The organism is Pontibacter actiniarum (assembly GCF_003585765.1).
GTDB classification, from domain to species: domain Bacteria; phylum Bacteroidota; class Bacteroidia; order Cytophagales; family Hymenobacteraceae; genus Pontibacter; species Pontibacter actiniarum.
The window spans coordinates 472,597-487,042 of the sequence record NZ_CP021235.1; the positions used below are offsets into that span (position 1 = coordinate 472,597).

A 14,446-nucleotide genomic window follows, 5' to 3' on the forward strand; every position below is an offset into this window, starting at 1 on the left:
GGGCCCCTATATATTATAGTATAAATGTTGTACCTTGCACAGCATCTATATCCATTGATATTGAGTTATGCAGACGCAACATATAATTACTCCTCCAACACCGGAAGAGCACAGCGGCTTCCTGAGCAACTATGTGCAGCAGGCCAAAACCGATGACCTTATCGAAGGGCTGACCGCCAGCTACGTCTTTATCACAGGAATGGTGCAGGGCCTGGCCGAGGAGCGGCTGCTATTCCGCTATGCCCCGGGCAAGTGGAGTATAAAGGAGATGATGGTGCACATTATGGACACGGAGCGCATTTTCTCGTATCGTGCCCTGCGCTTCGCCCGCCAGGACAAAACCGAGCTGCCGGGCTTCGACGAGAACGCCTACATCGCACCCGCCAAAGCCGATGCCCGGGATATCAACGCTATCATTGCAGAGTACACTTCGCTGCGCACCGCCACCATTGAGCTGTTTAAAAGCTTTGATGAAGAGGCCCTGCAGCAGAAGGGTATTTCCGGAGGGATAGAGGTAAGTGTCCGGGCGCTGGGGTATATCATACTTGGGCATGAGGTGCATCACCAAAAGATTTTAAGGGAGCGCTACCTGAAGAGCTAAAGTAAGTATAGCTATACTTCTACTTTACGATATCCTTCAGCCAGGTATTTGCGTTTGTAAGGGCTAAATACCTGCTATGTACCTCACCCGTCGCAACATTGGAATGGTGGTGGCGCCGCTGCTGGCGTTGCTCGTGTGGCTGCTTACGCCCATGTTGGAGCACCAGGCGCGCTTGGTTGCCACCATCATGGCCTTCTGCCTGGTCTTCTGGATGGCAGAGGTAATTCCGCTCTCCATGACGGCTTTTCTGGGCGTGCTCCTGGCGGTTATGCTGGGGGTGGCAGAGGTTGAAACAGCCTTCCAGAACCTGGGACACCCGATTATTCTGCTTTTTATCGGCAGCTTTCTGCTGGCACGCTCCATGACGCGCCATGGCCTGGACAAGCGCATCGCCCTCTTTATCCTTTCTCAGCCGTTCTTTCAGCAGAGCCTCTTCCGCCTGTTCCTCGGCTTCTCGTTTATCTCTTTTGTGCTTTCGATGTGGGTGAGCAACTCCGTAACGGTTGCCATGCTGTTGCCTCTCATGCTGGGGGTAACGCAGCTGGTTTGCCCGCCGGAGCAAACGGGGAAAAGCTCGGCCGTTTACTTTTTGCTGGGTATCGCCTACAGCGCCTCTATCGGGGGCGTCAGCACGATTATTGGCTCGCCGCCTAACCTGATCGGGGTAAATTACCTGGCGCAACAGGGCATCCGCATCGATTTCCTGCAGTGGATGTACCTGGCTTTGCCGGTTTCTCTGAGTATGTACGGTTTTCTGCTCCTGTACATGCGCTATTTCCTGCGCAAGTCCGACTACAACCAACAGGTTGTGCAGGCTTATGTGGAGAAGCATCAGCAGCAACGCGAAAAGCTACGCAAGGGCGAGGTGGTAACGATGGGGGTGTTTACACTGGCCGTTGTGCTGTGGCTGGCGCCGGGTGTGTTTAATTTATTCGGCATGGAGGAGGCCTATGCCTTTATGAGCGCCTATTTTGCAGAGAGCACGGTGGCGGTGCTGGCGGCACTGCTGCTGTTCCTTATCCCACCGGGGCAGGAAACGGGCGGAGCCGGTACGCTCATAGCCGAAGACCTGGTAAAGATAGACTGGGACACCATTCTGCTGTTCGGCGGCGGGATGGCACTGGGGCAGCTGGTGGTAACCTCGGGCTTGGCAGACGTGATCGGGCGCAGCATTACCTCTTTCATAGACCCTAACCAACAGGTTTTGCTTGTGTTGGTGCTGGTTTTCCTGGTGCTGATGCTCACCGAAGTAAGTTCTAACACAGCAATTGCCATTACGTTTGTGCCGATCATCATTGGGGTGCTGCATGGGCTGGGCTTGCCGCTGCTGTACCCGGTGCTGGGGGCGGTGCTTGCCTGTAGTATGGCCTTTATGCTGCCCGTGGCCACGCCGCCCAATGCCATTGTTTACGGCAGCAGGCAAGTGCCCATTGGCCAGATGGTGCGAACCGGCGCTATTCTTAACCTGGTGGCTACGCTGCTAATCACAGCCTGGATGATGCTGTACATGCTGGTTTAGTGCCAGCAAGCGGTAGTGCTTTCCGTAGCGGAATGGCCTACCTTCGGGGTGTGGTTCTAAAGCGCCTGTTTCCACACAGGCATAATAAAATGCTCCTGGTTTGTGCCTTTTTTCTGGCTACATTACCTTCACGCAAACGTTTACTGCACCGCGGCCCGACACGCTGCCCCTGCTTTTACTGCTGGGGAGCCTCCTGCTGTACCGGGGGTAGAAACGATAACAGCTTTCACTTATACAATTGCTATTTCTTATGCAAAATCGCCGTACTTACCGCATCGTAATGACCGTTGTCTGCTTTGTTTTTGCAGGCCTGAATGCCTACAGGGTTTTAACGGGGGAATATTCGTGGCTGGATGTTTTCCTGCTGGTGGTCTTCCTGGTTTTCGGTGCAATTTACCTGCTGATGCTTTTCCGAAAAGACAGGCCGGAATAAGGAGGGGGGATAAAGGAAAAACCTGAAAGTCTATACTGTTCCTTCTGAACAATCAGACTTTCAGGTTCTCAACTTTTAGCCAAAGGTATCTATATTTACGCGAGTGGTTTGCGGAAGGTTGTTGTAGAAGGAAAAATATTTGCAAAATTTTTTCGTGCCTGTTTTGCCTCAACCACTCCTCCCGTAGTTAATCGCTGCAAAGGCCTTGTGCAATGGTGCAATATAAGTACAAGAAAGGTGCGCCTAATTTGTGGCAGAGCTGAGAAAGGGGCGGCGACTTAGACCGGGTCCACATCTGCCACCACCCTGATTCCTTTAAAGTCTGACAGCAGCTTTAGGTTGAAGATGGCCTGCGCGATCTGGCCTTTGGCAGCTTTCAGGTTGGTGGTGTCGCGCGGGAGCTTGATGTGGATCTCCTGCAGGAACAGGTTGCGGATCTTGAAGATATACGGCACCTCCGGCCCCAGTACCTGCTGCTTCCCTAGCCGGTCGGTCAGGTCTTTGGCCAGTACAATGGCAGCGTTTTCGGCGATCTTGTCATCGGCGTGCTTTACGGTGACGCGGATCATGCGCGTGAACGGCGGGTAGCCGAAGCGCATGCGCTCCTCGATCTCGTGCTCGTAAAGTGTCTGGTAATCGTTGCTGCGCACCTTGTTAAAGATAGGTTGCAGCGGGTCGCGGGTCTGGATAATCACCGAACCTGGCTTGCCTTTACGGCCGGCGCGCCCGCTTACCTGCACAAACAGCTGGTAGGCCCGCTCATGCGCCCGGAAATCCGGGAAATTGATGATCGTGTCGGCATTAAGTATACCCACCAGGCTTACGTTCTCAAAGTCGAGGCCCTTGGTAACCATTTGGGTGCCCACCAGCACATTGGTGCGCCCGGACTCAAAGTCAGAGATAATCTGCTGGTAACTGTTCTTCTTCTTGGTCGTGTCCAGGTCCATGCGCTGCACCTCGGCGTCGGGCAAAAGCAGCTTCAGCTCGTCCTCTACCTTCTCGGTGCCGAAGCCCATGCTCCTAAGCGTGGTGGCACCGCAGGCGGGGCAGTCGTGGGGCATGCGCTCGTGGTAGCCGCAGTAGTGGCAGCGCAGTTCGTTGTTGAACTTATGGTAGGAGAGGCTAACGGCGCAAAACTTGCACTTGGGTATCCAGGAGCACTCGTCGCAGCTAATAAAAGGGGCATAGCCACGGCGGTTCTGGAACAGGATCACCTGCTCGTGCCGCTTCAGCCGCTCCTCAATATCCTGCAGCAGCTTGGCCGAGAAATGGCTGTGCATGTTCTTGCGTTGCTGCTCCCGGCGCGTGTCCACCAGCTCGATGTCCGGCAGCCTGGCCTCACCGAAACGCTTGGTCATACTTACCAGGCCCCAGCGGCCGGTTTTGCAGTTGTAGTAGCTCTCTATGGAAGGCGTGGCCGAGCCCAGCAGGGTCTTTGCGCCTTGCAGGTGCGCCATCATCAGGCCCGTCTCGCGGGCGTTGTAGCGCGGCGCCGGCTCATACTGCTTATAGCTGGCCTCGTGCTCCTCGTCAATAATCACCAGCGACAGGTCGTGGAAAGGCAGGAAGACAGAGGAGCGCACCCCCACCACCACCTGAAAGCGGCCCGACAGAATGCCCTGCCATACTTCGGCGCGCTCGTTGTCTGAAAACTTGGAGTGGTACACGCCCAGCTTGTCGCCAAACACCTTCATCAGGCGCGTTACGATCTGGGCTGTGAGGGCAATCTCGGGCAGTAAGTATAATACCTGCCCGCCGCTGTCCAGCGCATGCTTTATCAGGTCAATGTACACTTCTGTTTTGCCGCTGCCCGTTACGCCGTGCAGCAGCACTGTGTCCTTTTCCTTGAAGAGCCCCAGAATTTCATCTTTCGCCTGCAGCTGGTGCTCCGACAGTGCCATCGGCAGCTGTTGCGTGCCGTGGTCCATCGGGAAGCGCGAAACGATCTTGTCAAACTGCTCCAGCACGCCCTTCTTTATGAGGGTGTTGATGGAGGAGGCCGACAGGTGGGGGTTGTTGGTAAGGGCGGCTTTGTCCACGCCCATGTAGTTGAGGTGGATGTCCTGGTGCACAGGCACGAGCTGCAGGTAGTTCAGCAGCACGTCCAGCTGCTTGGGCTGCGGCGCGAGCTGGTTAAAGAGCTCCTCCAGCATGCCCTCTTCCTGCACAAAGTGCTCCGACAGGCGCACCTTCTTCACCACCTTCGGCGAAAACCTGTCGCTCACCTGTTCAAAAATAATGATGGCCTCCTTCTGGATGAGCGATTTGATGAACTTATGGTAGCTCTTGAGCTGCAGCAGGTTGCCGACCTCGCTAAAGGTCAGGGCCTGGTTGTTCTGCAGCGCAAAGATGATCTTCTCCTCCTGGGCGGCAAGCACGAGCTCGTCTTCCTCGGGGTTGTAGTGCGGGTGTAGCTGTATTCGGGACTCGCTGCTGAGCTTTAGCGCAGAGGGCAGGGCGGCATTGATAACCTCTCCCAGCGTGCACATGTAATAATCGGCAATCCACTTAAATAGCTTGAGCTGCGGTGCGGTAACAATGGGCTTGTCGTCCAGCACATCCAGCACATACTTTGCCTGGTAGTCGGCCGGTGCGTTTTCGTGAATGTCAGCCACAATGCAGCTCAGCACTTTCTTGGAGCCAAACTGCACAATTACCCGCGCGCCCACCAGCACCTCGTCGTTCATTTCGAACGGGATGCGGTACGTGTACAGCTTGGGGAGGGGCAGGGGCAGGATGACGTCGGCAAAGAGCGTGACGCGGTCCGTTGCCGGCTCCGGCGGGTAGTTGAAGTTTAAAAGCTCAGACAAGGGTGTTTATACTTTTGCTATACACAAAGGTCGTAAAAATTGATGACTGTTCGCAATCTGATGTGGGGCATGTGGCGGTGCCAGCCTCAACATTGGCAGCATGTGCATGTGCCTGGGCAGAAGTGCAGTACAAGCTCAAGCAAAAGGCGGCTCCTGTTCGGGAGCCGCCCTTTGTGTGGTTTCCGCCTGAAGTATGGCTGCTGTTATCCGCCACTGGCGGCCCGGCAGGAAGGGTAGTACCGTTTCCCTAAGCCGTTTTGCCTGCAGGCTTAAACAGGTCCGACAGGATTTCATAGGAACGGAGCCTTGCCTGGTGGTCGTACATGGCGGAGGCCACCATAATCTCGTCTACCTGGGTCTCATCCAGAAAGGCCTGCAGCTCCTCTTTTACGGTTGCCGGGCTTCCGACAAAGGAGTAGCGCAGCATTTGGTTTACCGCATACCTTTCGTTGGCGTCCCAGAGGCTGGCCATGCTATCCACGGGGGGCTGCAGCGGCAGTGCTTTGCCCCGTATCACGTTCAGAAAGGACTGGTACAGGGTAGTGGACAGGTGGATTGCCTGCTCGTCGGTGTCTGCCGCGATAACGTTGACACAGGCCATGGCATAAGGCTCCTGCAACTGCTCCGACGGCTGAAAACTCTCGCGGTATACTTTCAGGGCTACCTGCAGGCTTGCCGGTGCAAAGTGGCTGGCGAAGGCGTAGGGCAAGCCAAGTATACCTGCCAGCTGTGCGCCAAACGTGCTGGAGCCCAGGATCCACAGCGGTATGTTCAGCCCTTCGCCCGGAACGGCCCTAACACGGGAGGTCTGGTTATCGGCAGACAGGTACTGCTGGAGCTCTTTTACGTTTGTGGGGAAGTCTTCGCCGGCACTGCCGATGTTGCGCCTCAGGGCCATGGCTGTCTGCTGGTCGGTGCCGGGTGCCCGGCCCAAACCAAGGTCGATCCGGTTCGGGTAAAGGGAGGCCAGCGTGCCGAACTGCTCTGCCACCACGAGCGGCGCATGGTTGGGCAGCATAATGCCCCCCGAGCCGACCTTGATGCTGGAGGTGCCTCCGGCAATGTAGCCGATCAGGACCGAAGTGGCGGAACTGGCAATGCCCGGCATGTTATGGTGCTCCGCCATCCAGTACCGCTCAAACCCCCATTTCTCCACGTGGCGGGCAAGGTCCAGGCTGTTCGGGAACGAGTCTGCGGCTGTTTGCCCCGACAGTATATGCACCAGGTCGAGTACGGACGCAGGTATATCGTTAAGCTTTTTCTGTTTGTTATTGCTCATGTTTCTCTCTTTAGCTACACAACCTAACAGAACAGCGCTGTTTATTGTTTAAACAGAGGTTGCAGGAGGCAGCAAGTCCACAGGGGTTCTGCTTTATTTATCGCTGCTGCTCAGCACGTAGAACTTCTCATGAAGGTTAATACTGACCGGGTGCTGGTTGAGCCAGACCCTGTATTCCGCCAGGTCTAACACTATCTCATCCGGCACGATCATTACCATGTTGTACTGGTCCATGATCATCTCCTCTAAAAAGCCACTTTCTGTCACCGTCTTCAGTTCCGAAATATAGCTGTCTGTAGTGGGGGAGCTGGCGAACGCTGTCTCCTCCCACAGCTTTACGAGCTCCTGCAAGGGTACTGTGTGGAACTCCAGGTACATATCCGGTATGCAGGAGGAGCGTTCCAGCGAATCCAGGTTCTCTACGGCCCACTCCACTTTCTTGTAGGCACTGCCCAGCGTTGCATGCAGCATGGTGGAGTCGCGATACGCAGCCGGGGCTAAGTGCATGTTAAACGTACCCGACAGAGGTGCCTGCTGCACGAGCTTTGCGGGAGAGAACCGGGCAATGAGCTGCTGCTCCAGGGTATGAAACGCCAGCGAGTCCAGGTCCTCAGAAGACAGCCTTACTTTCAGGAACCAGTTGCCGCACTCAAACACGGTGAGGCGCGAGCGGTCCTTGGCAAACTTGCTGTTGATGTCGGCCGTGAAGCCATTTACCTTATAGCCGTCTTCCTTAAAGGAAACAGGATACTGTACAGCCCCGACGCCACGGTAGGAGGCGTTGGCAACGGACTGTAGCGCCTGCAGGTACTCTCCGCGTAAACGGCCTTCGGCCTTGCTGTCTGCCGGGTAAACGTAGATGGTGAAGGTTGTCTTCTCATAGTTGTTCCTGACCTCGTAGGTAACGCCCACATTTGTCTTCTCAGCGTTGAAGGCGTAAACATCCAGCTTTTTATACTTCTCTATCGACTCGGGGAAAACGACGCCTGCCTGCTTGAGAGCATAAGCTCCCTTGTGCTTTATTTTCTTTGGCTTGTAGTACTGCTGCTGGGCGCTGCTGCAGTACGCGATGCAGCAAAGTACGGCAATGGCAAGTATGTGCTTCATGTGCTCAGGAGGTTCTGCCGGTTCTGCCACCCAGCCTTTTCAGGGGCTGGGTGCGGCGCTTTAATGTTTTACTTGTTCAGAGGGGCACCTACAGCGATAGAGCAGTCGTGGCCCGGCTGCCCGTGCGGTGGGTTCATGCCCGGTGCTACTGTGCCGCCCTGCGCGGGAGGCGTGAACTGCGGCACCGGCCTCAGGTTCGGCTGCGGCGGCAGGCTGAGAGAGGCACCAACCGGAATGTCGCAGCGGTGGTTGGGTGCCCCGTGCGGCGGGTTAACAGCGGCCGTGGTGTTCTGGGTGTTGGCCGGCTGCGTTTGCGCGGGTGCTGTAACGGCAGGGGCATTGGGCGCAGTGCCCGTGGTTTTATTCTCCTCGCTCTCAGAGCAGCTGAAAAGGCAAAAGACAGAGACAGAAAGAAGTAGGTGCGGGGTTATTTTCATGGTATAAGTAAGTTTGGTGAGATACTGAGCATGGTTTAATATGATGGCAAGCATCTGTATGTTGCTGCCACGGCACTCTAAGCTAAATGATACAATATTTAATCACATTTATATTTGGCTGAGGATCATTAGTGCTTTCATAATATACAGGTCCCATTCGTGATGCCTTACCAAGTCCTATAATCAAGTCACCAGAAAAAATAACATTATCTGGCAGGACTACATTGTCGAAATTTAAAACGAGAGAATTTTTAGTGTCTGTTTTTATGATTTTTATCGCCTCTTCAAAGTTTTCAATGTGCACTTCTCCTTTTCCACAAATAGAAGAACTATATTCTTGCATGGTATTTATATAAACTTCTCTGATAAATGGTTTAATTCTACCATTTATCTGTATTTCTGCTATTTGTAGGCCTGCCAAGGTTAACTTATCATAAGTATGAATCAGCATATTATAGGTGCCATCCGCAGCAACTTTATGATTGTTGCTCATTAATGTGTGAAAATAACTATTTAAAGCATTACTGAGAGCATATTGACTTGTGGTGAAATTGTGAATCATTGTCTTCTTTGTTGATTCATCTTTAACAAATTGGAAAGGCTTAATTTTGATCAGCAATTCCTCAACTTTGTAAAAAACTAATGAGCAGCTAGATTTTGGCTTCCATGCGAGAATTTCTGACTCAGTTAATAAGCTGAGAGTCTTTAATTCAATGCCAAAGCGTTTCGCTTTTTTGATTGCCCCTTCAGTAAATCCTGATGCCGAAACTGCAACAATTTCTTCCAAGTTTAAGCTTGCTTTTTCTCCATGTAAATACTCAATCCATTTAACATCCTGTGGTTTATTATGAATTCTACACTCGATGTACTTTTTAAGTCCTTTTGAGCTAATTAATATGTCTATCTGTCTGAGTTGTTTAGGATTGTCAGGGTCTGGTATCCTCTCGTTCCATGTTACTGTGCTTCCGTCAGGCTCAAGTATCCTATGTATTTTTTCAATTAGCTTTTCAAACTCTTCACTTTTTTTCATGATACTTTGAAGTGTACTGAGATTTAAAAGCTTCCCCTACTTTACCTGCGACTTATCTACGCGCGTAGGGGTATCCTCTCCGTTTACCACGCCCTGCGAGGCCAGGGCAACGGCCTTGATCATGTTTGTCAGGTGCGCCATGTCCAGCTGCTCCAGCTCATCGTTTACGGTGTGGTAAGTCTTGTCCTGGTCTATCTGCACCGAGGAGATGGTGTGGGCCGGCACGCCAAGGCGGGCCAGGGTGGCGTTGTCGGAGCGGTAGAACAGGTTCTGCTCCGGGTATGGGTCCGGGTGGATGCTGTAGGTGGTGCCTTCCAGCCTTTTCTGCATCAGCTTGCCAAGGTCTGAGCGCTCAAAACCCGTGAGGTAGGCACTGTTGGGGCCAAACTTCGAGGGCTTGCCCACCATCTCAATGTTAAACATCGCCACGATCTCGTCCGGGCTTAGCTGCTCTGAGAAGTACTTGGAGCCGAAGCCGCCGATCTCCTCTGCCGCAAAGGCCACAAAGAGCAGCGAGCGCTCCGGCTGAGGCTGCTGTTTGTAGTAGTCGGCCAGCTGCATTACGGCTGTCGTGCCGGCGGCATCGTCGTCGGCACCGTTGGCAATGCTGTCCCCGTCTATGGGCTTCTGAATGCCGATGTGGTCATAATGGCCGGAGAACACCACAAATTCGTTTTTGCGCTTGCCCTCAATCATGCCGCCCACGTTGGTTAGCTGCAGCTGCTCTATGTTGTTCTCAACCTCAATGTTATACTTGCGGGCGTTCAGCTGGTCGGTCAGGATAAATACTTTGCTGCTGCCGCCTTCTTCCAGCTGCTGTTTCACACTGCCCTCGCCCATGTAGTGCTGGTAGCGCTTAAAGATGTCCTCATGCTTGGGGTGCACCAGCACCACTACATCCTGTTCGTTGTTCAGGCTGCGCAGGGCGGTACGGAAATCGTCGTTCTCGCCAATCTTTACCACCTGCTGCTTTCCCTTGTGTTTCCACTCCAGCTCTTTTTTATCAGTGATGGCGAATACGTTCTCAGGCGAAACCTTCTTGCCGTCCAGCTTTACCTCCTTCTCCCTCGGTGCGGCGCGGTACATGGTAAACGTCTGCATCAGGTCGTCTTCCCCGGGCAGCGGTTGCAGACCGATGCGCTGGAACTCGCGCTGGATAAGCTTCGCAGCCTTATCGATGCCGGGTGTGAAGGAGGCGCGCCCCTCCATGTCGTCGGCGCTCAGGGCAGACACGATTTGGGTCGTCTTTTCCTGGGTGATGGTGCTCAGGTCCTGTGCTGAGGCAGTGGCGGCGAATCCGCAGGCAAGCGCAAGGGCAATGTGTCTGAATTTCATGGTATGAAGGCTTCGGGTTGAGTTTAGGATTTTGAGAAAATAATGAGAATATTGTCGGCGGCGGCACGCGCTGCTTTGGTAAAACAAATATAGCATTTCTATGGACAATAGCTCAGGTATAAACTGGCTGAAATGGCTGCAGTACACGGTTCTGCTTTCGCTGATCCTGTATGTGGGGCGCACGCTGTTTATCCCGTTAAGTTTTGCGCTCCTTATCAGCTTTGTGCTTTACCCGATCTGCAAGTGGCTGGAGCGGAAGGGGCTGCCGCGCTGGGCGGCGATTCTGCTGTGCTTGCTGCTGCTGGTTGTGCTGGTGGGCGGGCTGGGTTTTCTGCTCATCAAGCAAATGCTGCGCTTTGGGCAGGAGTGGCCCTCGCTGCAGGCAAAGCTGCTGGCTACCTGGCAAAACCTGAGCGCGTACCTGGAGCGGCACTACGCCATAGACGCAGCGGCGCAGATAGCCTGGGTGGAGCGCATGGCCGGCGAAATAGCGGCCTCTGCTTTTGCCATGGCGCAGGATGTCGTGTATACGTCCGCTGTTTCCCTGGTGCTGTTTGTCCTGATCCCGATTTACGTGGCGCTTATCCTCTACAACCGGGAGCAGTTTACAAGCGCTCTGTACTCTCTTTTTTCACAGGAGGAGCACCGCAAAATCCACCAGATATTACATGAGACCATTACCACCTACTATAACTTTATAAAAGGGATGGTTGTGGTGTATGTGGTGGTGGGGGTGCTGAACAGCCTGGGCTTGTTTCTTATGGGAGTGCCGCATGCCGTTTTCTTCGGGGTGGTGGCTTCTATACTTACCTTTATCCCGTACGTCGGCATCACGATCGGCGCCATACTTCCCATGACGGTGGCCTGGGTCACCTATGATTCGGTGTGGTATCCGCTGGGGGTGATTATCGTTTTCTCGGTGGTGCAGTACCTGGAGGCGAACCTGATTTTCCCGTGGGCGGTAAGTGCGCGCCTGCAGGTAAATATGCTGTTTACGCTCCTGGCCATTGTGGCGGGTGGCATACTCTGGGGTGCCTCCGGCATGATTCTCTTTATCCCGTTCCTGGCTATTCTGAAGCTTATCGCTGACAAGCACGAAGGCATGCGGCCGGTGTCGCTGCTGCTGGGAAGCGGGGAGAAGGGCAAAGCCCAAGCTTAAACCCGCTTTTTTATTTTTGGCGCAGCAGTTCTCTGCCCAAGGTGCTACTCTGACTTACGGCGGGTAAATAAAAAAAGGCTACCCGCGGGGGTAGCCTTTTCTATGGTTAAAGCGTACGCTTTATTCTTTTGTCTTGTCTGAGTCAGAAGACTTGCTTGGCTCTGTCTCCTCTGCTTCATCAGAAGCGCCTTTAGCTTTTTTGCTGTTGCTCTTCTTGGAAGTAAAGGTCAGTTTCTCTTCGCCCTCCTTGTGGCTCACCTGAATCACATCGCCCTGGTTTACCTCAGCCTTCAGAATCTCCTCGGCAATCGGGTCCTCGATGTACTTCTGGATCGCGCGGTTCAGCGGACGGGCGCCATACTTCGGGTCGTAGCCTTTCTCAGCCACAAAGTCTTTCGCCTCTTTCGTCAGTTCAATGGTGTAGCCAAGCGACTCCACACGTGTAAACAGCTTGCTGAGCGACAGCTCGATGATTTTGTGCATGTCCTCACGGTTAAGCGAGTTAAACACGATCACATCGTCCAAACGGTTCAGGAACTCAGGAGAGAACGTCTTCTTCAACGCGCTGGCGATAGTGCCTTTCATGATGTCGTCCACGTTCTCCTGCTTGCTCTTCGACATGAAACCGATACCGGCTCCAAAGTCCTGCAAGTCGCGGGCACCGATGTTCGAGGTCATGATGATGATCGTGTTACGGAAGTCAACCTTACGGCCCAGTCCGTCTGTCAGGATACCATCGTCCAGCACTTGCAAGAGCAGGTTGTACACGTCCGGGTGCGCTTTCTCAATCTCATCCAGCAATACCACAGAGTATGGCTTGCGGCGGATTTTCTCGGTCAGTTGGCCACCTTCTTCGTAGCCCACATATCCCGGAGGCGCTCCCACCAGGCGAGATACACTGAATTTCTCCATGTACTCACTCATGTCGATACGCACCAGCGAATCCTCTTTGTCGAACAGGTAGGTAGCCAGTACTTTGGCAAGCTCTGTTTTACCTACACCTGTCGGGCCAAGGAACACGAATGAGCCGATCGGCTTCTTCGGATCTTTCAGACCCACGCGCGTGCGCTGGATGGCTTTCACCAACTGGCCGATCGCTTTGTCCTGGCCAATTACTTTGCCTTTCAGCTCTTCGCCCATGTTCAGAAGTTTCACGCCTTCTTTCTGTGCGATACGCTTCACCGGTATACCTGTCATCATGGCAATAACTTCTGCCACATTTTCCTCTTTTACCTGGTAGCGCTTCTTTTTGGTCTCTTCTTCCCAGTTCTTTTTGGCACTGTCGAGCTGGTCGATGAGTTTTTTCTCCTTGTCGCGCAGTTGGGCAGCCTCTTCGTACTTCTGGCTCTTCACCACGCGGTTTTTCTCTACCTTGATGTTCTCGATCTGCTCTTCCAGCTTCAGGATGTCATCCGGCACCACAATATTGTTGATGTGCACACGCGCACCGGCCTCATCCAGAATGTCAATCGCCTTGTCCGGCAGGAAACGGTCGCTCATGTAACGGTCCGACAGCTTCACGCAGGCTTCAATCGCCTTGTCGGTGTAGTTTACATGGTGGTGGTCCTGGTACTTGTCCTTGATGTTGTTCAGGATCTCGATGGTCTCCTCTGGCGTGGTAGGGTCTACCATTACAATCTGGAAACGACGGGCCAAGGCGCCATCTTTCTCGATGTACTGGCGGTACTCATCCAGGGTAGTGGCACCGATGCATTGGATCTCGCCACGGGCAAGCGCAGGCTTGAACATGTTGGAGGCATCCAGGGAGCCAGAGGCGCCACCGGCACCCACAATCGTATGCAGCTCGTCAATGAACAGAATCACGTCCGGAGACTTCTCCAACTCGTTCATTACCGCCTTCATACGCTCCTCAAACTGGCCGCGGTACTTGGTACCGGCTACCAGCGAGGCAAGGTCCAGGGTTACCACACGCTTGTTAAAGAGCACGCGGCTAACCTTTTTCTGCACAATGCGCAGGGCCAGGCCCTCGGCAATGGCGGTTTTACCCACACCAGGCTCACCGATCAGGATCGGGTTATTTTTCTTGCGGCGGCTCAGTACCTGGGCCACACGCTCAATTTCTTTTTCACGACCAACAATTGGGTCTAGCTTATCATCCTCGGCCAGTTTCGTCAAGTCGCGGCCAAAGTTGTCGAGCACCGGGGTGCGCGATTTCTCACCGGGTTTCTTGCTAGAGCTGCTGCCAGAGCGGGACGACGAGCTACCAAACAGTTTGTCGGAATCGTCAGAGTCATCGGTGTCTGACGACGCCAGTGGATTATTGCTGTGATAATCCAGGGAGTCTCTTATTGCTTCGTAGTTCACGTTGAATTTCCCTAAAATTTGTGAAGAAATATTGTCTTCATCCCGCAGGATGGATAATAAGAGGTGCTCTGTGCCAATGATGTCGCTCTTGAAGATTTTGGCCTCCAAGTACGTAATCTTCAGCACCTTCTCGGTCTGCTTCGTGAGCGGGATACTGCCGGTGATATTGCTGCTCTGAGAAGCGGTATTTCGTGTAGCCTGTTCTAAAGCGTACTTTAACTCATCTATCGAAACGCCAAGCTTCTTAAGCAGGGCAACGGCCGTACCTTCTCCTTCCCGAATCATACCCAGCACCAGGTGTTCGGTGCCGATGTAGTCATGTCCGAGCCGGATTGCTTCCTCACGGCTTAGCGAGATGACCTCTTTTACTCGGTTTGAGAATTTTGCTTCCATTTATACTATACTCCGTGT

At 53.5% G+C, this 14,446-nt stretch carries 11 protein-coding genes; 4 read left to right on the top strand and 7 right to left on the bottom strand.

All coding sequences use genetic code 11. The annotated features are described in order from the left end of the window. Positions 1–67: 67 nt before the first annotated feature. The 3 genes from CA264_RS02050 (at position 68) to CA264_RS02060 (ending at position 2,553) form a co-directional block, all read left to right on the top strand. Positions 68–601, top strand: a complete 534-nt coding sequence (locus tag CA264_RS02050; RefSeq protein WP_036775028.1) for a DinB family protein — start codon at positions 68–70, stop codon at positions 599–601. A 76-nt stretch (positions 602–677) separates the two neighbouring features. After that, positions 678–2,120, top strand: coding sequence for an SLC13 family permease (locus CA264_RS02055; RefSeq protein ID WP_036775030.1), 1,443 nt, complete (start codon positions 678–680; stop codon positions 2,118–2,120). A gap of 250 nt (positions 2,121–2,370) precedes the next feature. Continuing rightward, on the top strand, positions 2,371–2,553 hold the full coding sequence (locus tag CA264_RS02060) for a hypothetical protein (protein WP_119570412.1): 183 nt from the start codon (positions 2,371–2,373) through the stop codon (positions 2,551–2,553). A 278-nt stretch (positions 2,554–2,831) separates the two neighbouring features. On the opposite strand, the gene priA is transcribed toward CA264_RS02060, so the two are convergent. The 6 genes from priA to CA264_RS02095 form a co-directional block, all read right to left on the bottom strand. Beyond that, positions 2,832–5,363 carry a replication restart helicase PriA gene (priA, locus tag CA264_RS02065; protein ID WP_025604156.1) on the bottom strand — a complete coding sequence of 844 codons (2,532 nt, stop codon included), beginning with the start codon at positions 5,361–5,363 and terminating at the stop codon, positions 2,832–2,834. Positions 5,364–5,610: 247 nt separating this feature from the next. Next, the gene (locus tag CA264_RS02075) at positions 5,611–6,642 is read right to left on the bottom strand and encodes an LLM class flavin-dependent oxidoreductase (RefSeq protein ID WP_025604157.1); all 1,032 of its coding nucleotides are present in this window, start codon (positions 6,640–6,642) and stop codon (positions 5,611–5,613) included. Between the two features lie 93 nt (positions 6,643–6,735). Beyond that, positions 6,736–7,749: a hypothetical protein gene (locus tag CA264_RS02080; protein WP_025604158.1), complete on the bottom strand. Its 1,014-nt coding sequence runs from the start codon at positions 7,747–7,749 to the stop codon at positions 6,736–6,738. Between the two features lie 68 nt (positions 7,750–7,817). Then, on the bottom strand, positions 7,818–8,186 hold the full coding sequence (locus CA264_RS02085) for a hypothetical protein (protein ID WP_025604159.1): 369 nt from the start codon (positions 8,184–8,186) through the stop codon (positions 7,818–7,820). Between the two features lie 82 nt (positions 8,187–8,268). After that, a complete protein-coding gene (locus tag CA264_RS02090) occupies positions 8,269–9,216 on the bottom strand; it encodes a restriction endonuclease (protein WP_025604160.1) in 948 nt (315 codons plus the stop codon). Positions 9,217–9,252: 36 nt separating this feature from the next. Then, the gene (locus CA264_RS02095; RefSeq protein ID WP_025604161.1) at positions 9,253–10,551 is read right to left on the bottom strand and encodes a M20/M25/M40 family metallo-hydrolase; all 1,299 of its coding nucleotides are present in this window, start codon (positions 10,549–10,551) and stop codon (positions 9,253–9,255) included. A gap of 100 nt (positions 10,552–10,651) precedes the next feature. On the opposite strand from CA264_RS02095, the gene CA264_RS02100 reads away from it, so the two are divergent. Further along, positions 10,652–11,710 carry an AI-2E family transporter gene (locus tag CA264_RS02100; protein WP_025604162.1) on the top strand — a complete coding sequence of 353 codons (1,059 nt, stop codon included), beginning with the start codon at positions 10,652–10,654 and terminating at the stop codon, positions 11,708–11,710. 120 nt (positions 11,711–11,830) lie between these two features. On the opposite strand, the gene CA264_RS02105 is transcribed toward CA264_RS02100, so the two are convergent. After that, on the bottom strand, positions 11,831–14,428 hold the full coding sequence (locus tag CA264_RS02105) for an ATP-dependent Clp protease ATP-binding subunit (protein ID WP_025604163.1): 2,598 nt from the start codon (positions 14,426–14,428) through the stop codon (positions 11,831–11,833). Between the last annotated feature and the right edge of the window lie 18 nt (positions 14,429–14,446).